Below are 22,824 nucleotides of genomic sequence, written 5' to 3' on the forward strand. Positions count from 1 at the left end.
GAATAGCGAATAGGGAAGAAAACAGCCGACCTGTCCGAAAGCCCTATTCGCTATTCGCTATTCGCCATTCGCTCCGCCCAACAACGGAGGACATGCCATGGACACGAAAATGCTGATCGGCGCGCGCTTCGAGACCGGCACGGAGACGGAGGAGCACATCCTCAACCCGAAGACCGGCGAGAAGATCGTCGACCTGCCCGAGGCCTCGCACGCGCAGATCGATGCGGCGGTGGATGCCGCCGAGAGAGCCTTCGTCTCCTGGTCGCAGACGACGCCCGCCGAACGCTCCGGCTACCTCCTGAAGATCGCCGACGCGATCGAGGCGGACGCCGACGGCTTCGCCGCGCTGGAATCGCTCAACTGCGGCAAGCCGATCAACGCGGCGCGCAACGACGAGCTGCCGGCCATCGTCGACTGCTGGCGCTTCTTCGCCGGCGCGATCCGCATCCTGCACGCACCGGTCGCGGCCGAGTACCTGCCCGGCCACACCTCGATGATCCGCCGCGACCCGGTCGGCATCGTCGGCTCGATCGCGCCGTGGAACTATCCGCTGATGATGATGGCCTGGAAGCTCGCGCCGGCGCTCGCCGGCGGCAACACGGTCGTCTTCAAGCCCTCCGAGCAGACGCCGCTCACCGCGCTGAAGATGGCGAAGCTGCTTTCCGAGATCCTGCCGGAGGGCGTGATCAACATCGTGCTCGGCCGCGGCGAGACGGTCGGCAACGCCATCATCAACCACCCGAAGATCAACATGGTCTCGATCACCGGCGACGTCGCCACCGGCAAGAAGGTGCTCGCCGCCGCCGCCAAGACGGTGAAGCGCACGCATCTGGAGCTCGGCGGCAAGGCCCCGGTCATCGTCTACGACGACGCCGACCTCGACGCCGTCGTCCAGGGTGTGCGCACCTTCGGCTATTACAATGCCGGCCAGGACTGCACCGCCGCCTGCCGCATCTATGCCGAGGACGGCATCTACGAGAAGCTCGTCGCCGATCTCTCCGCCGCCGTCTCCACCATCCGCTACAACGACGCCGACGATACCTTAAACGAGATCGGCCCGCTGATCTCCAGGCGCCAGCGCGACCGCGTCGCGAGCTTCGTCGAGCGGGCCGCCGACCTCAGGCACGTCGAGATCACCGCGGGCGGGCGGGCCGGCAGCGACGCGGGCTTCTTCTTCCAGCCGACCGTCGTCGCCGGCGCGCGCCAGGAGGACGAGATCGTCCGCCGCGAGGTCTTCGGCCCGGTCGTCTCCGTCACCCGCTTCTCCGATGCCGACGAGGTGATCGGCTGGGCGAACGACAGCGACTACGGCCTTGCCTCCTCCGTCTGGACGAAGGACATCTCCAGGGCGATGAAGGCCGCCGCCCGCCTGCAATACGGCTGCACCTGGATCAACACCCATTTCATGCTGACGAACGAGATGCCGCACGGCGGCGTCAAGCAGTCGGGCTACGGCAAGGACATGTCGATCTACGCCCTGGAGGACTACACCGCCGTCCGCCACGTCATGATCGCCCACGGCTGAGCGGTTCCGGGCCGGCGGACCGGGTCCCCGCCGGCCCCTTTTCCGGAACCTTTTCCCGTGCCGCGCGTCTTCCCGTCAGAGGCAGGAGGATGCGCAGATGCTGAAATGGGCCCTTATCTTCTTCGTCATATCTCTGGTCGCCGGCTTCCTCGGCTTTTCCGGCGTCTCCTCCGCCACCGCGACGATCGCCAAGGTGCTGTTCGCGATCGCGCTCCTCATCTTCCTCGCCATCGTCGTGCTCGCCATCACCGCCGGCACGCTGGCCTTCTGACGGGGTCGCTGTTGCCGCATTGCAACACGGGCGGAAACATGAGGATAATTGTCATGTAACGTCCCGCCGCGGCAAGAATCCTGATAAAAACGGTCATGTTATTCGTTCCGTGACCGTCAGAAAGCAACCGCATGCCCGGACATTCCAGCCTCTCCCGCCGATTCGCCCTTGCCGGCGTCTCCCTTCTCGCTCTCGCCATTGCCGCCCATGCGCAGGACCAGGAAGCGACCGTCCTGGAGGACATCGTCGTCGACGGCGGCAGCGGCGGCGTGATCACCGCCGACGGCTATGTCGGCAAGAGCAGCGCGACCGGCGCCAAGACCGACACGCCCTTCGTCCGGACGCCGCAATCGATCTCCTCCGTCACCGAGGACCAGCTCGAAGACCGCAATCCGCAGACCCTGCTGGAGACGCTCGCCTATACGCCCGGTACCCGCATCGGCGCCTACGGCTTCGACCCGCGCTTCGACAGCTTCACGCTGCGCGGCTTCGACATGACCTATAACGGCGTCTTCCGCGACAACCTGCGCCAGCCCGGCGCCGGCTCCTCGCTCTACAAGACGGAGCCCTACGGCCTCGAGGGCGTCTCGATCCTGCGCGGCCCCTCCTCCGCGCTCTACGGCCCGGCCGGCGCGGGCGGCCTCTACAACCTCATCAGCAAGCGCCCGACCGAGGAGGCGTTGCGCGAGGTGCAGGTGCAGCACGGCAGCCACGACCGCTACCAGGGCCAGTTCGACCTCTCCGGCCCGCTCAACGAGGAGGACCCGGTCTACTACCGCCTGACAGGGCTGGCGCGCAGCGCCGACACCGAGCAGGTCGGCGTTCCGGACGACCGGCTCTATTTCGCCCCGGCGCTCACCTGGAAGCCGGACGAGGATACGCGCCTCACCATCCTCGGCGAGGCTTCCCGCATCGAGACGGGCGGCACCGCGGCCTACTACATGGATCCGGTCACCGGGAAGGTCGCCGACTTCTTCGCCGGCAACCCGGCCTTCAACGATTCCGTCCAGAACCAGGGCCGCATCGGCTACGAGTTCGAGCACCGGCTGAACGAGACCTTCGTCTTCCGCCAGAACGCCCGCATCTCGACGCTGAAGACGCGCGCCGACTGGGCCTTCGCCTACCAGCCGAACGCCGTCGACCCGCTGCTTCTCGACAGCAGCGCCGGCTCCTTCGAGGAGCGGATGACGACCTACACGATCGACAACCAGCTCCAGGCCGAGTTCGACACCGGCGCGCTGGAGCACACGCTGCTTGCCGGCCTCGACCTCACGAAGATCCGCTGGCGCTCGCTCAACGGCTACGGCGCCACGCCGCCGCTCGACACGCGCGACCCGACGGCCGGCCGCTACACCGCGCCGATCCCCTACCAGACCGACGACGTGCAGGACCAGTTCATCGCCGGCCTCTACCTGCAGGACCAGATCCGCTACGACGCCTGGACCTTCACGCTCGGCGGCCGCTACGACCACGTCTCGACCGACACCGAGAACAACGACCTCGTCAACAACACCACGGGCACCGTCGAGCAGCGGGACAACGCGTTTACCTGGCGCGCCGGCCTCACCTACGAGACGCCCTGGGGCATCACGCCCTATGCCAGCTATTCGACCGCCTTCTCGCCGAACGCGGGCGTCAACCTCGCCACCGGCAACCCCTTCCGCCCGACCGAGAGCGAGCAGCAGGAAGTCGGCGTGAAATACCTCCTGCCCGACAGCAACACGCTGCTGACGGCCGCCCTCTTCAACATCGACCAGACGGACGGGCTCTACTACGAGGTCGTCAACCTCGACAGCGGCCCGGCTAACATCCAGGTGCAGCGCGGCAAGCTGCGCTCGCGCGGGCTGGAGCTGGAGGCGTCGACCAGCCTCGACAACGGCCTGTCGCTCGTCGCCACCTACACCTACACGCAGGCGAAGATCATCGAGGGCCCGGCCGGCACGGTCGGCAACGACATCTCCTCCGTGCCGCGCCACATGGCCTCGGTCTGGGCGCATTACGCCATGCCGGAGGACGGCCCGCTGCACGGCCTCGGCCTCGGCGCCGGCGTGCGCTTCACCGGCCAGAGCTACGACAGCGACTTCAACACCGCCAGGAACAGCGCCCGAGCCTTCTTCGACGCGTCGGTCGACTTCGACTTCGCGGCGATCGACAAGGCCTACGAGGGCCTGAAGCTGCAGGTCAACGCCACCAACCTGTTCGACCGGCGCGACAGCGTCTGCTCGGCCGGCTTCTGCTACCGCGACCAGGGCCGCACGGTCATCGGCAGCCTGAAATACACGTGGTGACGGCTTGACCCGCCTTTCCCCGGAGAGCGGCGAGACCGCCTTCAGGCCCCGGAGCCTGAGGGCGGTCTTCTCCGGCGAGCACGCCTGGTGCGGCGAGAAGATGCGGCTTTCCGCCGATCTCGACGGTGCCGTGCCGCTCTGCGACTTCCTCGCCGGGGACGGCTTCGACCGGGTGCTCGACCGCTTCGCCGAGGTGCAGGGCGGCGTCGACCGGCGGGCGGCAGCCTCCTTCTGGTCGCTCTACTATTTCTCGGCGCTGGCGATCCCCTATGTCGTCGCCCGCCGCGGCGAGACGGCGCTGCCGGTCGACCTCGACGCCATGACGATCGCGCTCGCCGAGGACGGCCTGCCGCGCGCCTTCGGCCTGCCGTACGAGGGGGACTGGCGCGAGGCGGGCGGCCTCGTCGACTGCGTTACGCCGCTCGTGCAAGGCCATCTCGCCCGCGTCGTCGCGCTGTTCAAGGAAAAGGCGGGGATTTCCGCGAAGCTCGCCTGGAACAACGCCGCCGTCTATATAGACTATGCCTTCAACGCGACGGACCTTTCGCCCCCCGAAGGCGACGACCACTGGCCGGCGCGGCCGCTCTTCGAGTGCCCGCATCTTGCCGACGGCAGCCGCAACCCGTTCCACGGCTGCCTGCGGCACGAGACGGAAGACGGGCAGACGCACTGTCGCCGCAAGGTCTGCTGCCTGCGCTACCGGTTGCCCGGCGTCCCCGGCTGCGGCGAACTGTGCGCCCTGCCGGAACTGAGAAAGCAATGACCATGCGCCTCCTCTCCCTCCTCCTCGCCGCCTTTCTCCTCGCCGCCCTGCCGGCGCGCGCCGAGGTCGCCTATCCGCTGACCGTCACCGATTCGCTCGGCCGCGAGGTGACGGTGCCGGCCGAGCCGAAGGCGGTGCTGCTCGGCAGCGGCTTCAACTTGGTGGCGCTGTCGCTGATCCATCCGGATCCGGTGAGCCTGCTTGCCGGCTGGGCCGGCGACATGAAGGGCGACAACCCGGAGATCTACGCCCGCTTCCGCGAGAAATTCCCGGCGATCGAGGACGTGCCGATCATCGGCGACGGCGTGACGGTGTCGTTCGAGGCGGCGCTGTCGCTGAAGGCCGACCTCGCCATCCTCGCCAACTGGCAGGCCGACAGCGACCTCGGCCGCCAGGCGATCGACTATCTCGAACGGACCGGCGTGCCGGTCGTCGTCGTCGACTTCAACAACGACGCGCTGGACAACACCGCCGACACGATGCGCCTGCTCGGCCGCGTGCTCAACCGAGAGGAACAGGCGAACGCCTTCGCCGACTTCTACGATGCCCGCATCGCCCGCATCCGCGAGCGCGTCGCCGCCCATCCCGAGCCCGGCCCGACGGTGCTGATGGACGCCTTTCCCAACCCGGAGAAGTGCTGCTACGCCTACGGCACCGGCGGGCTCGGCGCCTTCATCGCCATCACCGGCAGCCGCAACATCGCCGAGAGCCTGCCGCCGCAGGGCGGGCTGGTCAGCATCGAGTTCATCGTCGCGGCGAACCCGGAGGTCTATATCGCCACCGCCTCGCCGGGCGGCACCTACAGCGGCTTCTCGGTCGGTCCCGGCGTCGATCCGGAGGAGGCGCGCGAAACGCTGGCGCGCGCCGTCGAGAGCCCGTTCCTCGCCAGCCTCAAGGCGGTGCAGGACGGGCGGGTGCACGGGCTCTGGAACTTCTTCAACGCCGTGCCGCTCAACGTGCTGGCCGCCGAGGCCTTCGCCCGCTGGCTGCGGCCGGATATCTTTTCCGACGTCGACCCCGACGAAACGCTGAAGGAAATCAACGACCGCTTCGCCGCCGTGCCCTTCGACGGCGCCTACTGGATCAGCCTCAAGGCGAATTGACCGCGCCGCCCTTCCTGTCGCCCGCCGCGCACGCTATTAGGGAAGTCCAGGAGGATACGGATGATCTGGGCATTCGCGGTGGCGGCAGTGGCCACGCTCTATCTCGCATTGCGTTTCCGGCGGTTCCAGAGCTGGGTCGAGCCCGTGCTCACCATCGCCGTGGCGATCGGCCTTGCCGCCGCCATCCTCGTCTGGTTCGTCGACGAGCGCGCGCCCTCCGGCGGGCCGACCGTCGAGACGACGGCGTCGCCGGCGCTCGAAGCCGCCGACATCGCGCTTTCCGACCTCGCCTTCAGCGCCGGCCAGACGAAGACGAGCTACCAGGTGAAGGGACGCCTGACCAATCGCGGCGCGGTGCCGCTGCAGTCCTTCCGCCTCGACGTCGTGCTCTCCGACTGCCCGGACGGCGTCTGCCGCGAGGTCGGCCGCGACAGCGCGCTGATCGTGCAGCGCGTGCTGCCGGGCGAGACGCAGGACTTCACCACCTTCGCCGTCTTCCCCGGCAGCGAACTGAGGCCCGTCGCCGTGCCACAATGGGAATGGAGCGTGCGCGAGCCGCGCGCCTATCGCTAGAGCGGCTTTGCCCTCCCCTTCTCCCCGCCTGGGAGAAGGGGAGGGCAGAAACGTTCCATCCTAAAAGTAGATCTTGAACTTCTCCCGCACCGCCCGGTCGGTCGCGAAGTCGAAGAGCGGGCCGCCGGCCTCGGCGAGGATGCGGTTCTTGCGCTCGATCGCTTTCCGGACGAGGTCGGGCCGGCCGATCTCGGCCCATTCCTTCGGGCTCGTGCGGTCGGCGACGGCGGGATAGACATATTCCGTCTGCATCAGCGACAGCGTCTGCGGGTCGCCGAGATAGTGGCCCGGCCCGCCGAGACAGACGGAGCGCATCGTCTCCAGCGAGACGGAATCCTCGGTGACGTCGATGCCGCGCACGCAGCGCTGCACCTGGCCGAGCAGATCGTCGCCGAGCACGAGGCTTTCGAGGCAGAAGCCGAGCAGCGAGGCATGCATGCCGACCGCCTCGTAGACCATGTTGAGGCCGGAGAGCCCGGCCATGACGTTGGAGATCGCCTGTTCCCAGCCGGCCTGCATGTCCGGCAGCTTGGAATCGGCAATCCCGGCCGCCGCCCCGCCCGGCAGGCGGTAGAACTGATGCATCTGCGCGCAGCCCGCCGTCAGGAGCGCCTGCTCGCCCGAGCCGCCGGACATGGCGCCCGTCCGGAGGTCGGAGACGAAGGGCCAGGTGCCGAAGATCGCCGGATGGCCGGGCGCCATGGCGTTGACGTAGACGACGCCGGCCAGGCACTCCGCCACCGCCTGGACGATCGCCGTCGCGAGCGGCGCCGGTGCGGTCGCGCCCGCCTGCCCCGCCGAGAGCAGCAGGATCGGCATGCCGGCCCGGATGCAGGCCTCCATGGTGATGCAGCTCTCCTCGGCAAACTTCATCGGCGGCACGACGAAGCAGTTGGAGTTCGACACGAAGGGCCGTTCGCGCCACTTGTCCTCGCCGCCCGCCATCATGTGGATGAGGTCGAAGCAGCCGGCCACGTGGGAAGGGTCGGAGAAGCTGGTGCCGACATGTTTCGAGGTGCCGGCGCAGCAGCCGTAGAGCGTGTTGATGTCCATCAGGAAATTGTCGGCCACGTCGCGGCAGACCATCGCCCGCTGGAAGAAATGGATGTTGTCGAGGTGATGGACGAGCTGGGCGGCGTTGAACAGGTCCTTCGCCGTCGATTCGCGGTATTCGCGCTTCTCGACGTCGACGATATGCACCGCCGCCCCCGCCGTGCCGTAGTAGACACGGGTGCCGGTGAGCTCGAGGTCGTATCTCGGGTCGCGGCCGAAAAGCGTGACGTCGCGCGCGGCGAGCGCCAGCATGTCCTCGACCAGCGCCCGGGGAAAGCGGATGCGCCCGTCCTCGCCCAGGATCGCACCGGCGCCGGTCAGGATCTCGATGCCGGATTTCGGCGCATTGGCGAGGCCGATGTTCTCCAGCGCATCGAGCGCCGCCTCGTGGATGCGCCGGACGCCCGCCTCCGTCAAAGGCTTGTACTGCCCGCCGGAAAGGCCCGGCCGCACCGGGCGGACGTTTTCCGCAAGCGGCGCGGCCCGCATGGCGACACGGGCGGCGCGGCCGCCGGAGCGCCGGGAAAGAACTGCCTGTTCACTCATGATCCGTCTCCCCCGCTACCTGCGGCCAGTATGGCATTGATCGTGTCGCCCGACGCGGCGGCGGACAGGTTCGCGAAGCTGCCGTCCCTGACGATGGCCTCCATCTGCGCGGCGATCGCCGCGTGGGTGACGCGGGCGATCAGCGAGCCGAGCGAGATGCGGCGCACGCCCATCTCGGCGAACTGCCGCACCGTGAGCTTGCGCAGCGGCCCGGCCGGCAGCGCGTTCACCGGCTTTGCGACGGACCGCACGACGCGGCGCAGTTCCTCCGCCCCCGGCGGCACCGGCACGTAGAGCAGGTCCGCGCCGGCCCTCTCGAAAGCCTGGATGCGGCGGATCGCCTCGTTAAGATCGTAGACCCCGTTCATCACCCCGTCGGCGCGCGCGCAGAGCACGAAGGGCCGGCCGAGCGAGCGGGCGGCATCGGCGGCGGCGCGGATGCGCTCGACGGCGATGTCGAGATCGTAGGCGGGATTGCCCTCGACCATCCGCGTGTCCTCGATCGAGCAGCCCGAGAGCCCGACCTCGGCGGCAAGCCGGATCGTCTCGGCGACATCCTCCGGCGCGTCGGCGAAGCCGTTCTCGAAATCGCCGGAGACGGGAAGCGGCGTCGCGCGCACGATGTCCTCGGCGTGCTTCAGCGCCTCCTCGCGGGTGACGCGGCCCATGTCCGGCCGGCCGAGCGTGAAGGCGAAGCCGGCGGACGTGGTGGCGAGCGCCACGGCGCCGGCGGCCGCCATCATGCGGGCGGAGCCGATGTCCCACGGGTTGGGGATGACGAAGCAGCCCGACTGGTGCAGGTCGTGGAAGCGCCGGTGGCGTTCTGCAAGCGTGCTCATGCGCGCAGCCTTTCGTTGCCGGGATCGAAGAGCGGGCCGTCGGGCTGGACGGTCGCCCTGAAGCGGTCGCCGTAGATTTCGACCTCGATCTCCATGCCGGGGACGGCCAAGTCGGCGCGCAGCATGCCGAGCGCGACCGACCGGCCGACGCGGTAGCCCCAGTTGCCGGAGGTCGTCTCGCCGACGACCTTGCCCTCGTGCCAGAGCGTCGACATGTAGGGCGCATCGCAATCGCCGGCCTCCACGGTGAGCAGCACGAAGCGCTTGGAAACGCCCTGCTGCCTCTCGCTTTCCAGCGCGGCCTTGCCCTTGAACGCGGGCTTGCCCCAGTCGACGAAGCGGTCGAGGCCGCCCTCAAGGATCGTGTAGTCGGTCGAAAGGTCGCCCTTCCAGGCGCGGTAGCCCTTCTCGATGCGCAGGCTGTCGAGCGCCTCCATGCCGAAGGGTTTCAGCCCGTGCCTCTGCCCCGCCGACCAGACGGCGTCGAAGACCGGCGCCGTATCCTCGACCTTCGTGTGGATCTCCCAGCCGAGCTCGCCGGCGAAGGAGACGCGCACGAGCTGGCACCAGCGGCCGGCGATCTGCGCAGACTGGTGCGTCAGCCACGGCTTCGAAAGGTCGGCCTCCGTCACCGCGGCGAGGATGGCGCGGGAATTCGGGCCGGAGAGGATCTGGCAGGAGAAGGCGTCCGTCACGTCGTCGATGGTGAAGGCGGCGTCCGCCGGCCGGTGCTTCTGCAGCCATTCGAGATCGTGCCACTGGGCGGTCGCGGCGGTGATGAGGAAGAAGAAGTCCTCGTCCAGCATCATCACCGACATTTCCGTGACGATGCGGCCCTTGTCGTCGGCGAAATAGGCAAGGCCGATGCGGCCGGGCTTCGGCACCTTGCCCGTGACGAGCGAGGAGAGCCAAGCCGTCGCTCCCGTGCCCTTCACGCGGAAGCGCGAGAAGCCGGGAAGGTCGAGGATGCCGGCGGCCTCGGTGACGGCGCGGCACTCCTCCTCGATGCGCGGCCGCCACGGTCCCTCGCGGTTCCAGGTCTGCGTCGCCTCCTGCGAGGTGTCGTCGCCGGGCTTCGCATACCACATGGCGCGCTCCCAGCCGTTATAAGGCTTGAACTGCGCGCCGAGCGCCTTGATGCGGTCGTGGATCGGCGACAGCTTCCTGTCGCGGCCGGTCGGCCAGGCGTGCTTGGGGAAGTGCATGGCATATTCGTGGCCGTAGACCTCCATGCCCTTGGCGACGCAATAGTCCATGTCGGCGGCGAAGGACGTATAGCGGCGCGGGTCGCAGGACCACATGTCCCACTCCGTCTCGCCCTCCGTCACCCATTCGGCGAGCACCTTGCCGGCGCCGCCCGCCTGGCAGATGCCGAAGGTGAAGACGCAGGCCTCGAAGGCGTTCGGCACGCCGGGCATCGGGCCGATCAGCGGATTGCCGTCCGGCGCATAGGGGATCGGGCCGTTGATCATGCGCGACAGGCCCGCCGTGCCGAGGATCGGCACGCGCTCGACGGCGTCGTTGAGATACCATTCCAGCCGGTCCAGGTCGTCCGGGAAGAGCTGGAAGGAGAAGTCGTCCGGCATCGGATCGTCGGGCGTCACCCAGTGCGCCTTGCAGTTGCGCTCGTAGGGGCCGAGGTTCATGCCGGTCTTCTCCTGCCGGAGATAATAGGAGCTATCGACGTCGCGCAGCAGCGGCAGCTTGTGGCCGACCTCCTTCGTCCAGGCGGCGAGCTCCGGGATCTCCTCGAACAGCATGTACTGATGGCTCATCACCATCATCGGCACGTCGCGGCCGAACCATTTTCCGACCTCGCGGGCATAGTAGCCGGCGGCGTTGACGACCTTCTCGCAGCGGATCTCGCCCTGCGGCGTCGAGATCACCCATTCGTCGCCCTCGCGGCGCGCGCCGGTCGCCGGACAGAAGCGGAAGATTTTCGCGCCCATGTCGCGCGCACCCTTGGCGAGCGCCTGGGTGAGCTGCGCCGGGTCGATGTCGCCGTCATAGGGATCGTAGAGCGCGCCGACGAGGTCGTGCGTCTCCAGGAACGGGTATTTGCCGCGCATCTCGTCGGGCGAGAGGATGTCGAGGTCCATGCCCTGGTAGCGGCCCATGCCGACGACGCGCCTGAACTCCTGCAGCCGCTCCTTCGAATGGCCGAGGCGGATCGAGCCGGTGACGTGGTAGTTCATCGGATAGTCGACCAGCGCACCCAGCTCCCGGTAGAGCGAGGCGGAATAGCGCTGCATGTTCATGATCGACCAGGAGGCGGAGAAGGTCGGCACGTTGCCGGCGGCGTGCCAGGTGGAGCCGGCCGTCAGCTCGTTCTTCTCGAGCAGCACGCAGTCCGTCCAGCCGGCCCTGGCCAGATGGTAGAGCGCCGAGGCGCCGACCGCCCCTCCCCCGATGATGACGACGCGTGCATGCGATGGCAGTCCGGACATTCTCGCTTCCCCTTCTTTGAGCGGATTTGTGGCAACCAAACCGATCGGCGGCAAGCCGCAGATTCCGCTTTATTGATCGAGGAATTCGATTAGCTTGCGGGGAAGACATGGCCCCTCATCCCGCTGCCGCGACCTTCTTCCCGCAGGCGGGGAGAAGGAAGCGAGCCGCAGGGGTTTCCTGCCAAGGCAAACCGGCGCGGCATCCCCTTCTCCCGCCTGCGGGGAGACGATGCCGGCAGGCGGATGAGGGGCGGCAACGGCAGGACCCGCCCATGCAGATCGAACTCATCGAGACCTATCTCGACCTGATGGAGACCCGCAGCTTCAACCGCACGGCGGAGCGGCTGAACCTCACGCAGTCGACCGTCTCGCACCGCGTCAAGGCGCTGGAGGCGACGCTCGGCCGCCCGCTCTTCACCCGCAACAAGGGCGGCACGCAGCCGACGGCGGCGGGGCTCCGCTTCCTCGACCACGCCAAGGCGCTGCAGCACCAGTGGCACGAGGCGGCGCGCGCGGTGGAGACGGCCGGCGCCTACGAGCGCTCGATGCGCATCGGCCTGCAGCACGACCTCGCCGCCCACTATGCCGGCGACTGGCTCGCCGCCGTGCGCCGCGAGCTACCCGGCACCTCGATCTACGTGGAGATCGACTATTCGAGCCAGATGAACCGCGATCTCGGCGCCGGCGACCTCGACCTCGCCATCCTCTACACGCCGCACCACCTGCCGGACCTGCACTACGAGCGCATCGGCGAGGTCGACTACGAGATGGTGAGCAACCGGGTGACGCGCATCGAGGACGTGCAGCCGGAGCACTACATCCAGGCGGTCTACTCCCCCTCCTTCGACCGGCTGCACCGCCAGGCGCTGCCGCAGCTGTCCACCGCGCCGATCGCCAGCGGCGAGACGACGGCGATCCTCGCGCTGCTCGCCAAGCTCGGCGGCTCGGCCTTCGTCATGGCGCCGGACGCCAGGCGGCTGTTGCGGACGGGGGCCGTGAGCCGGGTCGCGGGCGTCGAGCCGATCCCGCAGACGGTCTATGCCGCCGTCAACGTGCGCACCCGCCACGCCCACCAGCATCGGCGGATCGTCTCGATCATGCAGACGCTGCTCGCCGCCGGTCCTTGAAACGGCGCAGCCGCCCGCTTATGAACGGGCGGCGACAGACGAAGGAGTTTTGCCATGGCCGCACGCGACCGCTACTCGCGCAAGCTCGAATGCGCCATGTGCGGCCATTCCGGCTATGCGGAAGTCTCCGAGGACGACATGCCGAGCCGGGCCCATCCGGACTTCGCCGTCGACGCGCTGCCGCGCGGCTTCCTCACCGAACGGGCGTCGAAATATCCCGACAGGCACATGATCCGCTGCCGTTGCGGCCACGTCTTCCGCTTCCAGCAGAAGACGGCCTATGCCGCGGGCGGCGAGCCGCGGCGCTGAGGCAGCCGCTCAGGAATGCAGGTAGACGCGCTCGTCCTTGTCGCGCAGGGCGGCGAGCGTCAGCTCGACCTGGGTCTTGCGCGCCGCCTCCATCGCCGCCGCGATCGTCTCGCGGATGACGCGCACGCTGTCCTCCGACACGAGCGGCGACGGGCCGCGGCATTCCGCGGCATGCAGCTTGCACAGCGCGGCGGCCAGCAGCCGCGCATATTCTTCCGGTTTGCGTTCCATGTTCCCCACCATTTTTGATTATTCCCGCACAAAACCACAAAATCGGTTAGAAAGCCACAAGATTCCAAACAAACCGCAAGAAAAATGAAAACGACAAACCGATTGCATCATGCAACCGGATTTGCGACAATCGCCGCGCAGCCGACGCGGAGGTCGCCATGAAGCCTGCTCTCTACGCCCATCCCTTCTCCTCCTACTGCCAGAAGGTGCTGACCGCGCTCTACGAGAACGGCACCGATTTCGAATACCGCCTGCTCGATCCGGGTGCGCCGGAAACCCTCGCCGACTTCGCCGCACGCTGGCCGATAAAGCGCTTCCCGATCCTCGTCGACGGCGAGCGCACCATCGTCGAGGCGAGCGTCGTCATCGAATATCTGGGACTGCACCATCCCGGCCCCGTGAAGCTCGTCCCGGACGATCCGGCCGCCGCCCTCGAGGTCCGCATGATGGACCGCTTCTTCGACAACTATATTTCGACGCCGCAGCAGAAGGTTGTCTTCGACGCGATCCGCGCGGAAGAACAGCGCGATCCCTACGGCGTGAAGGACGCGCGCGACATGCTGGAGCGGGCCTATGCCTGGCTCGACCGGCACATGGCGGGGCGCGAATGGGCGGCCGGCGACGGCTTCTCCCTGGCCGACTGCGGCGCCGGGCCGTTCCTCTTCTATGCCGACTGGACGCATGCCATCGACCCGGCCTTCGCCAACGTGCACGCCTATCGCCGGCGCCTGCTCGCCCGCCCCGCCTTCGCCCGCGCGGTGGACGAGGCCCGGCCCTACCGGAAATATTTCCCGCTCGGCGCACCGGACCGCGACTAGGATTGCCGCCCCCCCGGAAGGCACCGTCCGACGCGCGATGACCCGGCGCGTCCCTGGGCGGCCGCGGCTATGCAGGACGATAGGTCAACCTGATCACGTCGCCGCCGATCCGCTCGGTCGCGACGAGACGCAGCGGCGGCCGCGGGCCGGCGAAATACGGCTTGCCGCGGCCGAGCACGACGGGATGGATGTACAGCCGGTATTCATCCACGAGGCCGAGGTCGCCCAGGCTCCATGCGAGCTCGGGCCCGGCGACCTCGATCTCGCCCTCCAGCCGGGCCTTCAGCCCGCGGATCGTCGCCTCGACGTCATCCGAGACGAGCGTGGCGTTCGGACCGACGGACGTCAGCGAGCGCGACACGACCCATTTCGGCTGGCCCCGCCACGCCGCCGCATAGTCGCGTTCCGCCGCGTCCCAGTCGGGATGGTCGTCGTCCCAGTACCGCATCACCTCGTACATGCGGCGGCCGTACACGCTGGCGGCGAGTCCGCGCACGTCGTCGACGAAATGACGGAAGAGCACGGGATCGGGCGCGAATTCCGTATGGTCGACATACCCGTCCAGGGACTGGTTCAAGGCGAACACGAGCTTGGCCATGCTGCAGGATCTCCTTCCCGGGACCCGAAGGGCTCGCGCCGATGCTATGCAGAAATGCAGCCGGCCGCAATCCGGGCGCCGGGCCGCGGCTAGCGGCCGGTCATCGCGTCCACGAGACGGCGCCATTCCTGCCTATATGCCGCAAGGCCAGGGAAGGCCGCGGGGGCGGCCGGCGCGCAGTCGTTGGTAAAGGGATTCCTGCCCGTCGCCTCGAAGACCAGCGCGGCCGCGCCGAAGGCGCTGCCCTCCGGGTGGCTGCTGGTATGCACCGGCTGGCCGGGCCGCAGCGCCGCCAGCACCGGCGCATAGAGCCCGGTCTTGACGAGGCCGCCGTCGATGACGATGGCGTTTTGCGAGCCGATGAGATCGAGCGACAGGTCGGTCATCAGCGCCACGTAGAGCAGGGCCGCGGCCGCCCGCTCCTCGCCCTCGACGGCCGGGCCGGCAAAGCGTCCCTCGTGGCCGGGCACGGGGCCGCCGGCGGCGAAGGCCGGCAGCGCGAAGGCCTGCTTCTCGATCACCGCGGCCATCGCCCCGGCCGAGACCGGCTTCGCCCAGCCGCCGCTCGCCACGTCGTATTCCCGCCCGCCCATGAAGCGGATGGTGGGGACGGGACGGCGGTCGACGGTGACGTTCGCCAGCATGTCGCGCGCGGGATCGAGCCCGTCGAGCGGGCTTGCCGGGTTGAAGACGATCACCCAGGTCCCGGTCGAGACGAGGGTGAAGTCGGAGAAGCCGAGCGAGCGATAGAAGTAGAGCGCCGCGTTGCTGTCGTGCACGCCGTTGTGGATGACGATCTCCGCCGTGCCGCCGCCGTCGAGCGCCAGGCGGTGGCGGCCGATATCCGCGCCGGCCCGGGCGAAATCCGGCATGAGGCGGCGCCAGCCCATGCGGTCGACGAGGCTGCTGAAATCGTCCGCGAGCGGCGCCCAGAGGGCGGAATGGCAGCCGAGATAGGAGACCTCCGAGACCTTGCGCCCGCCGAAGCGCCAGCCCCAGAACTGCGGGTAGAACAGGATGGCGTCGGCCTGCCGGAAGAGCTCTGGCGCGCGCTCGGCGAGCCACAGGACATGGCGCGCCGTGTTGAGACCGAGCGGCAGCCGCGGCGCGAAGGTCTCGCGGAAATCCGGCAGCAGCGGGTCGATGCGGACGGCGACGTCGGCCGGCGGCTCCTGCTCGTAGTCGAGGATCGGGTGCAGCAGCCGGTCGCCCGCCACCAGCGCGAAGGTGCAGCCGTGGCCGGAGAAGGTGACGCGGTCGACGCCGTGGGCGGCGGCGACGCGGGCGAGCTCCGCGCGCATCCAGGCGAACAGGCCCGCCTCGTCGAGCACGGTCAGGCCGCCCTCGTCGCGCCAGACCGGCGGGCGCCGCGCCGCGTCGATCACCTCGCCGTCGGCGGAAAAGACGAAGAGCTTGGAATTGGTCTTGCCGAGATCGAAGACGGCGATGGCGGAGTTGGTCAAGTCGGGCCTCCCATTTTGGCGATCAGGACGGTCACGCCTGCGTCCTCCATCATCTTCGCGGCCGCGTCGCCGAGGCCGTCATCGGTGACGAGCGTGTCGATGCGCGACAGCGGCAGGACGACGTTGCGCGGCTGCATCGAGAATTTCCGGCTGTCGGCGAGAAGCACGACCTCGTCGGCGCAGGTGGCGAGCTCGCCGACCACCTTGACGAGCAGCGGATGCGATTCGAGCAGGCCGTGGCTGCCGATGCCCTGCGTGCCGACGAAGAAGCGCGAGGCGAAGAAGGCGGGCGGGCCGGCCGCCGGGTCGTAGACGATGCCGGGCTCGCGCACGAGCACGCCGCCGGCAAGCGAGAGCTGGCACGTGCCGTGCTCGCCGAGATAGGCGGCAAGCGGCATCGAGTTGGTCCAGATGCGCAGGTTGCGCCGGGCGAGCAGCACGCCGAGGTGATAGCAGGTGGACCCGGCATGAACGATCACCGAATCGCCGTCGCGCACCAGCGCGGCCGCCCGGGCGGCGATCGCCCGCTTGGCCTCGACCGCGATGTCGCGGTTCTCGTCATAGGGCGGCGTGGGGAAGCGGGCGCGGTCCGGCCCCTCGACGGCGGAGATGCCGCCATGGACCTTGCGCGCCCGGCCGAGTTCGTTGAGCTTGTCGATGTCCCGCCGCACGGTGGCCGGCGACACGCCGAGCCGCTCCTGCAGGTCGCGCACCGAGGCGAACGGCGTCTCGCGCAAAAGGTCGACGATCGCCCGGTGACGTTCGGTATCGTTCACAACTCCTCCTCCCGGCCAGCAGCCAATGAGGAAAAAAAATCACGTTCATGTGGATTCTGCAAGGCGGATGACGCATCTAGCTCATATCTGACGACATGAAATCAGGAAGGCGCAGCGGGCGGCGCTCTACCATGCCGCGCGTCGGCGGCAGACGGCGATTTTGGGTGGATGCGGCGGGAATCCTCGGTTATGAACGCGTTTCGCCGTTCGATAAGGGGGATTCGGGGCATGCGGGGTTATCTGGTTGCGGCACTTCTGCTCTCGCTGTCGAGCCAACCGGCCTTCGCCTGGGGCACCACGGGCCACAGGGTCGTCGGCTATATCGCCGACGCGCACCTGACGCCGGCCGCCTCCGCCGAGGTCAAGCGCCTGCTCGCGCTGGAAAATAAGTCGAGCCTGGCCGAGGTCTCCACCTGGGCGGACGAGATCCGCTCGGTCGAGGGCGACCACGGGCCGATGCATTCCGTCCGGCTGCCGCTCGACGGCGACAACAGCTTCCAGCTCAACCGCGACTGCCCGGAAAAGCGCTGCATCGTCTGGCAGATCGCACTTGAGAAACAGGCTTTGAGAAGCAGGAAGACGACCGCGCAGGCGAAGCTCTTCGCACTGAAATATCTCGTGCATTTCGTCGGCGACATCCACGAGCCGCTCCATGCGAGCAAGGACACCGGGCGCTGGCCCGTGCAATTGAACGGCAAGGACACGACGCTGCACATGATCTGGGACAGCGACATCGTCGTCTTCAACGCGCGCGGCAGGAAGCCGCCCGAGCTCGCCCGCGACGTGGACGCCTCCGACGACCGTCCGGTCGATTCGAGCGGAAAGCCGTCGAGCTGGGCGATCGAGGGCCGCAACATCGCGCGCGACTACATCCTGACCTCCAGGCTGATGCGGTCGAAGGCCGCCAAGGGCGTCAGGCTCGACGACCGCTACCTCGAGGCGAGCTGGCCGATCGCCCAGCGCCGCCTGAAGGAGGCCGGCCACCGCCTGGCGGCCACGCTGAACGAGATCTTCAAGTAGCCGCTACGATCGTCCGGCGCGGGCGGGCTTTCCCTTGCGCTTGGTGGCGGCGAGGTCCTCGAGCTCCTTCTCGCTCATGGAATCGACCATCTGCCTGGACGCGCCCTTGAGCTCGCTCTTCTTCGTCTCGCCGCGCTTGGCGGAGAGCGCGGCACCTGCCGCCATCTGCTGGGCCTTGGATTTTGCGGGCATTGGCATGCCTCCTTTCCTTTGATCCACGGGCAACGCCCGGCGGGACAAAAGGTTCGCCGCCGCCTTTCTCAGCGCAGCAATCCCTGCCCGCCGTCGATCCACAGCGGCGTGCCGGTGATGTGGCGCGCCTTGGAGGAGGAAAGGAACAGGATCGCGTCCGCCACCTCCTCGGCCGTGCCCGCCTTGCCGCCGGTGATCGGGATGTCGCCCTCGGGCCAGACGACGGGGATTTCCGTCTCCTCCGCGCCGCGCTGCTCGGTGTTGTCGTCGATATCCGTGCCGATGGCGCCCGGGCAGACGGCGTTGACGCGGATGCGGCTCCTGCCGAGCTCCAGCGCGAGCTGCTGGACCATCGCCACCTGCGCGGCCTTGGTCGCCGCGTAGGCGGTGGCGCCCGGCGTCGTGAAGGTGCGGGTGCCGTTGATCGAGGAGACGACGACGATCGACCCGCCGCCCGCCCGCTTCAGGAGCGGCACGGCGAGATGCAGCGTGAGATAGGTGCCGCGCAGGTTGACGGCGATCGTCGCGTCCCATTCGTCGGGGCGGAGATCGTCGATCGGCGCCCAGACGCCGTTGATGCCGGCATTGGCGACGACGATGTCGAGCGCGCCGAAATCGGCCGCAAGCCGCTCCGTCGCCGCGCGCATCGGCGCCTCCTCGGCCGTGTCGGCGACGAGGACGAGCGCGGTGCCGCCGAGCGCGCGGATCTCCTCGGCCGCCGCCTCCACCTCCTCGCCGCTGCGGCTCAGAACGGCGACGCGCGCACCGTGGCGGGCGAACGCGAGCGCCGTCGCCTTTCCGATCCCCGATCCCGCGCCCGTGACGAGCGCCGCTTTCCCGGCAAACAGCATGAAACCCTCCTGGCTGAGGCGACCGTCGCGGCGCCGACCGTCAACAATGCCCGGCGGGGCAAGCGGTTCCCGGCGGACCGATTTGCGGGAACCAAGGCCTGCCCGTCGCGTTTCAAGCAGGTACGTCACCAGCCGAGGGAGTCCGCCGTGCGCCAGAACCAGAAGAAGCAGAAGCCGCTTTCCCGCAAGACCGCCGCCGCATCGGAGCCCGGCACGAGAAACCGGCGCCGGCGCAACGCCTGGGAGTCGCGGGTGATCGTGCCGCAGCAGGTCGACCTCCCGCTCACGGATTCGCGCCCGGAAGAGGTCGCCGTTCCGGCCGCGCCGAACGGGCGCAGCCTGATCGACGGCCGGCTTTGAGGGGGCGACCGCCATGCGCGTGAAGGACGTGATGTCGCCGCAGGTCATCACCATATCGCCGAACGACACGGCGCAGTCGGCCGGCCGGCTGATGCTCGACGCCGAGATCGGCGCCCTGCCGGTGGAGGTGCCGGGCACCGGCGCCATCGTCGGCATCGTCACGGACCGGGACATCGTCGTCTCGGTCGTCGCCCAGGGCCTCTCCGGCTCGACGGCGGTCGCCGAGTTCATGACCGTCGCCACCGAGACCTGCCACGAGGACGACGACACTGCCGCCGTCGCCGAGCGCATGCGCGCACTCGGCGTGCGCCGCCTCGTCGTCGTCGACGGCGAGCGCCGCACGGTCGGCATCGTCACCCTGTCCGACCTGCCCTCCGCCGACACGGAGGGCGGCCGGCCATGACGCCCTACCAGACGGATCGGCTGTGGCACGACGCCGTGATCCTGGAGGGCGGGCGGCAGGTGCTGCGCGTCCAGAGCACGCGCGACGCCCTGCTCTGCCTGCGCAACCACTGGCCGCGCAAGGACGGCGGCGTGCGCAGGGAGGCGATCGACCTCTGCGAACGCGGGCTTGCCGGCGACGACGACCCGGCGCTCGCCCGCGAAGCCTTCATCGCCGCGGCGGAAGAGGCGGGCTTCCAGGTCAACCTCTGGCCGACCGCCTGACGGGAACCCGCATCCATCGCGACCGCGGCCGGCTCCGACGCCCCCGGCCGCGGCTTTGATTCACCCGCGGCGTCACGAGAAAGGACAAGCCATGCCTTCCATCAAAGAGGCCCGCATCCTCATCCTCGCCACCGACGGCTACGAGCGCTCCGAACTGCGCGTGCCGCTGGAGGAACTGAGGAAGCGCGGCGCGACCGTGAAGATCGCCTCGCCCGAAAAGCGCCCGATCAAGAGCTGGGACAAGAAGGACTGGGGCGACACCGTCGACGTCGACCTCGCGGCAGCGGACGTCGCCTCCGGCGATTTCGACGCGCTGGTGCTGCCCGGCGGCCAGATCAATCCCGACCTCCTGCGCAGGGAGGAAAGCGCCATGCGCGTCGTGCGCGACTTCCTTTCCTCCGGCAAGGTGGTGGCGGCGATCTGCCATGCGCCCTGGCTGCTGGTCGAGGCGGATGCGCTGCGCGGACGCAAGGCGACCTCCTATGCCTCGATCCGCAAGGATGTCGAGAATGCCGGCGCCGAATGGCGCGACGAGAAGGTCGTGACCGACAAGGGCATCATCACCTCGCGCTCGCCGGACGACCTCGACGCCTTCGTCGCCAAGATCGTCGAGGAGGTCGAGGAAGGCCGCCACGACCGCCGGGCGGCGTGAAGCGCTTCGGCAGGGCAGCACTATTGCATATCATACCCCAAGCCCCTCATCCGGCCTGCCGGCCACCTTCTCCCCGCAAGCGGGGAGAAGGAAATATGCCGCATCGTCTTCCTGAACCGCTGTCGTTTCGTGGGGCAAGCCCCCTCTCCCCGCTTGCGGGGAGAGGGTTAGGGTGAGGGGCAAACCTGCATGTGCGACAGTCGGACGGATATCCCGCCTCACCTCGCCGGGACGAAGACCGCGACGCTTGCGGCATAGACCATCGCCGGATCCTCCGCCGGATGCTCCGCGAAGGCATCCTCTTCCGCGCCTGTGTCGAGCACCCGCGTCCATCCGGAAACACCGTCCACGTGCGGGAGCTGCACCTCGCAGTCGCCGCCGGCGTTGAAGACGAGGAAGAGCCGGTCGAGCCCTTCGCCGTTCGCCGGCCGGCAGAGGAAGACGCCGAGCACGCGCAGCTCGGGATCGTTCCAGGCGTCCTCGTCCATCGGCGCCCCGTCGGCGCGGTACCAGGCGATGTCGACATTGCCGTCCTCGTCCGCCTCGCCTGTCAGGAACCGCTCCTGCCGCAGCACCGGATGCGCCTTGCGGAAGGCCACGGCCTTCCGGCAGAAGGCGAGGAACGGATCGTCGAGGCCGCTCCAGTCTATCCAGCCGATCTCGTTGTCCTGACAGTAGGCGTTGTTGTTGCCGCCCTGGCCGTTGCCGAGCTCGTCGCCGCCCAGCATCATCGGCACGCCCTGGCTGAGCAGCAGCGTCGCCATCATGTTGCGCCGGCGCCGGTCGCGCGCGGCGCGGATGCCCTCGTCCCCGGTCTGGCCTTCGGCGCCCATATTGTCGGAATGGTTGTCGGAATGGCCGTCGCGGTTCTCCTCGCCGTTCGCCTCGTTGTGCTTGTCGTCGTAGGAGACCGTGTCCATCAGCGTGAAGCCGTCATGGGCGCTGAGCAGGTTGACGGAGGAGGTAGCGCCGCGGTCGGAATGGTGGAACTGCCGGGCGGAGCCGGACACCCTCTCGGCAAGTCCGGCCACCAGCCCGCCGTCGCCCTTCCAGAAGCGGCGCACGTCGTCGCGGTACTTGTCGTTCCATTCGCGGAACGGATAGGGGAAGCCGCCGACCTGGTAGCCGCCGTCGCCGACGTCCCACGGCTCGGCGATCAGCTTCACGCCGGAGAGGATCGGGTCCTGCCGGATCGCGTTGAAGAAGGTGCCGTCGCGGTCGAACTCGATGTGGCGGGTGCGCCCCAGCGTGCTGGCGAGGTCGAAGCGGAAGCCGTCGACATGCATGACGCCGACCCAGTAGCGCAGGCTGTCGAGCACCATGCGCAGCACCATCGGATGGGCGACGTTGAGCGTGTTACCGGTGCCGGTCGTGTCGTAGGTGTGGCGCGGGTCGTCGGGCGAGAGACGGTAGTAGCTGAGATTGTCGAGGCCGCGGAAGGAGAGCGTCGGGCCGCGCTCCGAGCCCTCGGCGGTGTGGTTGTAGACGACGTCCATGATCACCTCGATGCCGGCGGCATGGAAGCGCTTGACCATCGTCTTGAACTCGGTGATCCGGCTTGCCGACAGGAAGCGCGGCTGCGGCGCGAAGAAGCCGAGCGTCTGGTAGCCCCAATAGTTGCGCAGCCCCTTTTCGACGAGATAGCGGTCGTCGGGAAAATACTGGATCGGCAGGAGCTCGACGGCGGAGATGCCGAGCGAGACGAGGTGCTCGACGATCGGGTCGCTCGCCATGCCGAGGAAGGTGCCGCGCAGCTCCTCCGGCACGCCGGGATGGGTCATCGTCATGCCGCGCACATGCGTCTCGTAGATGATCGTCTCCGTCCAGGGCCGGCGGATGGCGGCGTCGCCCGCCCAGTCGAAGTCCGGATCCTGCACGACGCCCTTGACCATGAACGGCGCGCTGTCGCGCTCGTCGAAGGACAGGTCCTCCTCGGCGTCGCCGATCCTGTAGCCGTAGAGCGCGTCGTCCCAGGCAAGCTCGCCCACCACCTGCTTGGCATAGGGGTCGAGCAGCAGCTTGTTCGGGTTGAAGCGGTGGCCGTTGCCCGGATCGTAGGGCCCGTGCGCGCGGTAGCCGTAGACCGTGCCCGGCTTCAGCCCCGCGATATAGCCCGACCAGATGTCGCCCTCGCGCTTCGGCAGCGGCAGCCGCGCCGTCTCCTCGCGGCCGTCCGCGCTGAACAGGCAGAGGTCCACCTGTTCGGCATGGGCCGAGAAGACCGCGAAATGCGTGCCCTCGCCTGTGAACTCGGCACCAAGCTCCGGCTTGATGAAATCGAGTTCGGAAAAGGAATAGCTCATGAATGTGCCCCCATGATTGTCCGGTGCCCTCCCCGCCACGCAACGCGTCG

24 protein-coding genes are annotated in these 22,824 nt (G+C 68.5%); 14 read left to right on the forward strand and 10 right to left on the reverse strand.

What is annotated here, in order from left to right:
- Positions 1-97: 97 nt before the first annotated feature.
- From NNZ72_RS11445 to NNZ72_RS11470, 6 genes are all read left to right on the forward strand, one after another.
- Positions 98-1,525, forward strand: a complete 1,428-nt coding sequence (locus NNZ72_RS11445) for a gamma-aminobutyraldehyde dehydrogenase (protein ID WP_257315445.1) — start codon at positions 98-100, stop codon at positions 1,523-1,525.
- Positions 1,526-1,622: 97 nt separating this feature from the next.
- A complete protein-coding gene (locus tag NNZ72_RS11450; RefSeq protein WP_257315446.1) occupies positions 1,623-1,796 on the forward strand; it encodes a DUF1328 domain-containing protein in 174 nt (57 codons plus the stop codon).
- A 131-nt stretch (positions 1,797-1,927) separates the two neighbouring features.
- Entirely contained in the window at positions 1,928-4,084 is a 2,157-nt protein-coding gene (locus NNZ72_RS11455; RefSeq protein ID WP_257315447.1) for a TonB-dependent siderophore receptor, read from the forward strand.
- Positions 4,085-4,184: 100 nt separating this feature from the next.
- Entirely contained in the window at positions 4,185-4,847 is a 663-nt protein-coding gene (gene fhuF, locus NNZ72_RS11460; protein ID WP_257315530.1) for a siderophore-iron reductase FhuF, read from the forward strand.
- Positions 4,844-5,950, forward strand: coding sequence for an ABC transporter substrate-binding protein (locus NNZ72_RS11465; RefSeq protein WP_257315448.1), 1,107 nt, complete (start codon positions 4,844-4,846; stop codon positions 5,948-5,950). The genes fhuF and NNZ72_RS11465 overlap by 4 nt, the downstream gene beginning before the upstream one ends.
- A 60-nt stretch (positions 5,951-6,010) precedes the next feature.
- Entirely contained in the window at positions 6,011-6,523 is a 513-nt protein-coding gene (locus NNZ72_RS11470; protein WP_257315450.1) for a hypothetical protein, read from the forward strand.
- Between the two features lie 60 nt (positions 6,524-6,583).
- Here the strand turns inward: NNZ72_RS11470 and NNZ72_RS11475 are convergent, their stop codons facing one another.
- Genes NNZ72_RS11475 through NNZ72_RS11485 form a run of 3 tightly spaced genes read right to left on the reverse strand, consistent with a single transcriptional unit; the run spans position 6,584 to position 11,408 of the window.
- The gene (locus NNZ72_RS11475; RefSeq protein WP_257315451.1) at positions 6,584-8,122 is read right to left on the reverse strand and encodes a trimethylamine methyltransferase family protein; all 1,539 of its coding nucleotides are present in this window, start codon (positions 8,120-8,122) and stop codon (positions 6,584-6,586) included.
- The gene (locus NNZ72_RS11480; RefSeq protein ID WP_257315452.1) at positions 8,119-8,961 is read right to left on the reverse strand and encodes an isocitrate lyase/PEP mutase family protein; all 843 of its coding nucleotides are present in this window, start codon (positions 8,959-8,961) and stop codon (positions 8,119-8,121) included. The genes NNZ72_RS11475 and NNZ72_RS11480 overlap by 4 nt, the downstream gene beginning before the upstream one ends.
- On the reverse strand, positions 8,958-11,408 hold the full coding sequence (locus NNZ72_RS11485; RefSeq protein ID WP_257315453.1) for a GcvT family protein: 2,451 nt from the start codon (positions 11,406-11,408) through the stop codon (positions 8,958-8,960). Before NNZ72_RS11485 ends, NNZ72_RS11480 begins: the two co-directional genes overlap by 4 nt.
- Positions 11,409-11,680: 272 nt before the next feature.
- On the opposite strand from NNZ72_RS11485, the gene NNZ72_RS11490 reads away from it, so the two are divergent.
- Both NNZ72_RS11490 and NNZ72_RS11495 read left to right on the forward strand, forming a co-directional pair.
- Positions 11,681-12,535: a LysR family transcriptional regulator gene (locus tag NNZ72_RS11490; protein ID WP_257315455.1), complete on the forward strand. Its 855-nt coding sequence runs from the start codon at positions 11,681-11,683 to the stop codon at positions 12,533-12,535.
- Between the two features lie 54 nt (positions 12,536-12,589).
- Positions 12,590-12,844, forward strand: coding sequence for a hypothetical protein (locus tag NNZ72_RS11495; protein WP_257315456.1), 255 nt, complete (start codon positions 12,590-12,592; stop codon positions 12,842-12,844).
- Positions 12,845-12,853: 9 nt separating this feature from the next.
- On the opposite strand, the gene NNZ72_RS11500 is transcribed toward NNZ72_RS11495, so the two are convergent.
- Complete coding sequence (locus NNZ72_RS11500; RefSeq protein ID WP_257315457.1) at positions 12,854-13,075, reverse strand: hypothetical protein; 222 nt, start codon at positions 13,073-13,075, stop codon at positions 12,854-12,856.
- Between the two features lie 158 nt (positions 13,076-13,233).
- On the opposite strand from NNZ72_RS11500, the gene NNZ72_RS11505 reads away from it, so the two are divergent.
- Positions 13,234-13,893: a glutathione S-transferase family protein gene (locus tag NNZ72_RS11505; RefSeq protein ID WP_257315458.1), complete on the forward strand. Its 660-nt coding sequence runs from the start codon at positions 13,234-13,236 to the stop codon at positions 13,891-13,893.
- A gap of 67 nt (positions 13,894-13,960) precedes the next feature.
- Here NNZ72_RS11505 and NNZ72_RS11510 read toward each other — a convergent pair whose 3' ends face one another.
- The 3 genes from NNZ72_RS11510 to NNZ72_RS11520 all read right to left on the reverse strand — a co-directional run bounded on the left by NNZ72_RS11510 (position 13,961) and on the right by NNZ72_RS11520 (position 16,730).
- Positions 13,961-14,491: a dihydrofolate reductase family protein gene (locus NNZ72_RS11510; protein WP_257315459.1), complete on the reverse strand. Its 531-nt coding sequence runs from the start codon at positions 14,489-14,491 to the stop codon at positions 13,961-13,963.
- 89 nt (positions 14,492-14,580) lie between these two features.
- Positions 14,581-15,954, reverse strand: coding sequence for an FGGY-family carbohydrate kinase (locus tag NNZ72_RS11515; protein ID WP_257315460.1), 1,374 nt, complete (start codon positions 15,952-15,954; stop codon positions 14,581-14,583).
- Positions 15,951-16,730 (reverse strand): DeoR/GlpR family DNA-binding transcription regulator, encoded by a 780-nt coding sequence (locus NNZ72_RS11520; RefSeq protein ID WP_257315461.1) that lies wholly within the window; start codon positions 16,728-16,730, stop codon positions 15,951-15,953. Before NNZ72_RS11520 ends, NNZ72_RS11515 begins: the two co-directional genes overlap by 4 nt.
- Before the next feature lie 228 nt (positions 16,731-16,958).
- On the opposite strand from NNZ72_RS11520, the gene NNZ72_RS11525 reads away from it, so the two are divergent.
- A complete protein-coding gene (locus tag NNZ72_RS11525; RefSeq protein WP_257315462.1) occupies positions 16,959-17,750 on the forward strand; it encodes a S1/P1 nuclease in 792 nt (263 codons plus the stop codon).
- A gap of 3 nt (positions 17,751-17,753) precedes the next feature.
- Here the strand turns inward: NNZ72_RS11525 and NNZ72_RS11530 are convergent, their stop codons facing one another.
- Together NNZ72_RS11530 and NNZ72_RS11535 are read right to left on the reverse strand one after the other, a co-directional pair.
- A complete protein-coding gene (locus NNZ72_RS11530) occupies positions 17,754-17,942 on the reverse strand; it encodes a DUF3008 family protein (RefSeq protein WP_257315463.1) in 189 nt (62 codons plus the stop codon).
- A 68-nt stretch (positions 17,943-18,010) separates the two neighbouring features.
- Entirely contained in the window at positions 18,011-18,793 is a 783-nt protein-coding gene (locus tag NNZ72_RS11535; protein WP_257315464.1) for an SDR family oxidoreductase, read from the reverse strand.
- 147 nt (positions 18,794-18,940) lie between these two features.
- Between NNZ72_RS11535 and NNZ72_RS11540 the strand changes: the two genes are divergently transcribed.
- From NNZ72_RS11540 to NNZ72_RS11555, 4 genes are all read left to right on the forward strand, one after another.
- Positions 18,941-19,153, forward strand: coding sequence for a hypothetical protein (locus NNZ72_RS11540; RefSeq protein WP_257315465.1), 213 nt, complete (start codon positions 18,941-18,943; stop codon positions 19,151-19,153).
- A gap of 13 nt (positions 19,154-19,166) precedes the next feature.
- The gene (locus tag NNZ72_RS11545) at positions 19,167-19,556 is read left to right on the forward strand and encodes a CBS domain-containing protein (protein WP_257315466.1); all 390 of its coding nucleotides are present in this window, start codon (positions 19,167-19,169) and stop codon (positions 19,554-19,556) included.
- Entirely contained in the window at positions 19,553-19,819 is a 267-nt protein-coding gene (locus NNZ72_RS11550; RefSeq protein WP_257315467.1) for a DUF982 domain-containing protein, read from the forward strand. Before NNZ72_RS11545 ends, NNZ72_RS11550 begins: the two co-directional genes overlap by 4 nt.
- A 91-nt stretch (positions 19,820-19,910) precedes the next feature.
- Complete coding sequence (locus NNZ72_RS11555; RefSeq protein WP_257315468.1) at positions 19,911-20,471, forward strand: type 1 glutamine amidotransferase domain-containing protein; 561 nt, start codon at positions 19,911-19,913, stop codon at positions 20,469-20,471.
- Positions 20,472-20,689: 218 nt separating this feature from the next.
- On the opposite strand, the gene glgX is transcribed toward NNZ72_RS11555, so the two are convergent.
- Positions 20,690-22,774 (reverse strand): glycogen debranching protein GlgX, encoded by a 2,085-nt coding sequence (gene glgX, locus NNZ72_RS11560; protein WP_257315469.1) that lies wholly within the window; start codon positions 22,772-22,774, stop codon positions 20,690-20,692.
- Between the last annotated feature and the right edge of the window lie 50 nt (positions 22,775-22,824).

Source organism: Shinella pollutisoli (genome assembly GCF_024609765.1).
Lineage (GTDB): Bacteria > Pseudomonadota > Alphaproteobacteria > Rhizobiales > Rhizobiaceae > Shinella > Shinella pollutisoli.

What these genes read in the sequence shown, in the direction of transcription:
- NNZ72_RS11445 (WP_257315445.1), top strand. Translation starts at nt 98, where the DNA reads ATGGACACGAAAATGCTGATCGGCGCGCGCTTCGAGACCGGCACGGAG.
- NNZ72_RS11450 (WP_257315446.1), top strand. Translation starts at nt 1,623, where the DNA reads ATGCTGAAATGGGCCCTTATCTTCTTCGTCATATCTCTGGTCGCCGGC.
- NNZ72_RS11455 (WP_257315447.1), top strand. Translation starts at nt 1,928, where the DNA reads ATGCCCGGACATTCCAGCCTCTCCCGCCGATTCGCCCTTGCCGGCGTC.
- fhuF (WP_257315530.1), top strand. Translation starts at nt 4,185, where the DNA reads ATGCGGCTTTCCGCCGATCTCGACGGTGCCGTGCCGCTCTGCGACTTC.
- NNZ72_RS11465 (WP_257315448.1), top strand. Translation starts at nt 4,844, where the DNA reads ATGACCATGCGCCTCCTCTCCCTCCTCCTCGCCGCCTTTCTCCTCGCC.
- NNZ72_RS11470 (WP_257315450.1), top strand. Translation starts at nt 6,011, where the DNA reads ATGATCTGGGCATTCGCGGTGGCGGCAGTGGCCACGCTCTATCTCGCA.
- NNZ72_RS11475 (WP_257315451.1), bottom strand. Translation starts at nt 8,122, where the DNA reads ATGAGTGAACAGGCAGTTCTTTCCCGGCGCTCCGGCGGCCGCGCCGCC.
- NNZ72_RS11480 (WP_257315452.1), bottom strand. Translation starts at nt 8,961, where the DNA reads ATGAGCACGCTTGCAGAACGCCACCGGCGCTTCCACGACCTGCACCAG.
- NNZ72_RS11485 (WP_257315453.1), bottom strand. Translation starts at nt 11,408, where the DNA reads ATGTCCGGACTGCCATCGCATGCACGCGTCGTCATCATCGGGGGAGGG.
- NNZ72_RS11490 (WP_257315455.1), top strand. Translation starts at nt 11,681, where the DNA reads ATGCAGATCGAACTCATCGAGACCTATCTCGACCTGATGGAGACCCGC.
- NNZ72_RS11495 (WP_257315456.1), top strand. Translation starts at nt 12,590, where the DNA reads ATGGCCGCACGCGACCGCTACTCGCGCAAGCTCGAATGCGCCATGTGC.
- NNZ72_RS11500 (WP_257315457.1), bottom strand. Translation starts at nt 13,075, where the DNA reads ATGGAACGCAAACCGGAAGAATATGCGCGGCTGCTGGCCGCCGCGCTG.
- NNZ72_RS11505 (WP_257315458.1), top strand. Translation starts at nt 13,234, where the DNA reads ATGAAGCCTGCTCTCTACGCCCATCCCTTCTCCTCCTACTGCCAGAAG.
- NNZ72_RS11510 (WP_257315459.1), bottom strand. Translation starts at nt 14,491, where the DNA reads ATGGCCAAGCTCGTGTTCGCCTTGAACCAGTCCCTGGACGGGTATGTC.
- NNZ72_RS11525 (WP_257315462.1), top strand. Translation starts at nt 16,959, where the DNA reads ATGCGGGGTTATCTGGTTGCGGCACTTCTGCTCTCGCTGTCGAGCCAA.
- NNZ72_RS11530 (WP_257315463.1), bottom strand. Translation starts at nt 17,942, where the DNA reads ATGCCCGCAAAATCCAAGGCCCAGCAGATGGCGGCAGGTGCCGCGCTC.
- NNZ72_RS11535 (WP_257315464.1), bottom strand. Translation starts at nt 18,793, where the DNA reads ATGCTGTTTGCCGGGAAAGCGGCGCTCGTCACGGGCGCGGGATCGGGG.
- NNZ72_RS11545 (WP_257315466.1), top strand. Translation starts at nt 19,167, where the DNA reads ATGCGCGTGAAGGACGTGATGTCGCCGCAGGTCATCACCATATCGCCG.
- NNZ72_RS11550 (WP_257315467.1), top strand. Translation starts at nt 19,553, where the DNA reads ATGACGCCCTACCAGACGGATCGGCTGTGGCACGACGCCGTGATCCTG.
- NNZ72_RS11555 (WP_257315468.1), top strand. Translation starts at nt 19,911, where the DNA reads ATGCCTTCCATCAAAGAGGCCCGCATCCTCATCCTCGCCACCGACGGC.
- glgX (WP_257315469.1), bottom strand. Translation starts at nt 22,774, where the DNA reads ATGAGCTATTCCTTTTCCGAACTCGATTTCATCAAGCCGGAGCTTGGT.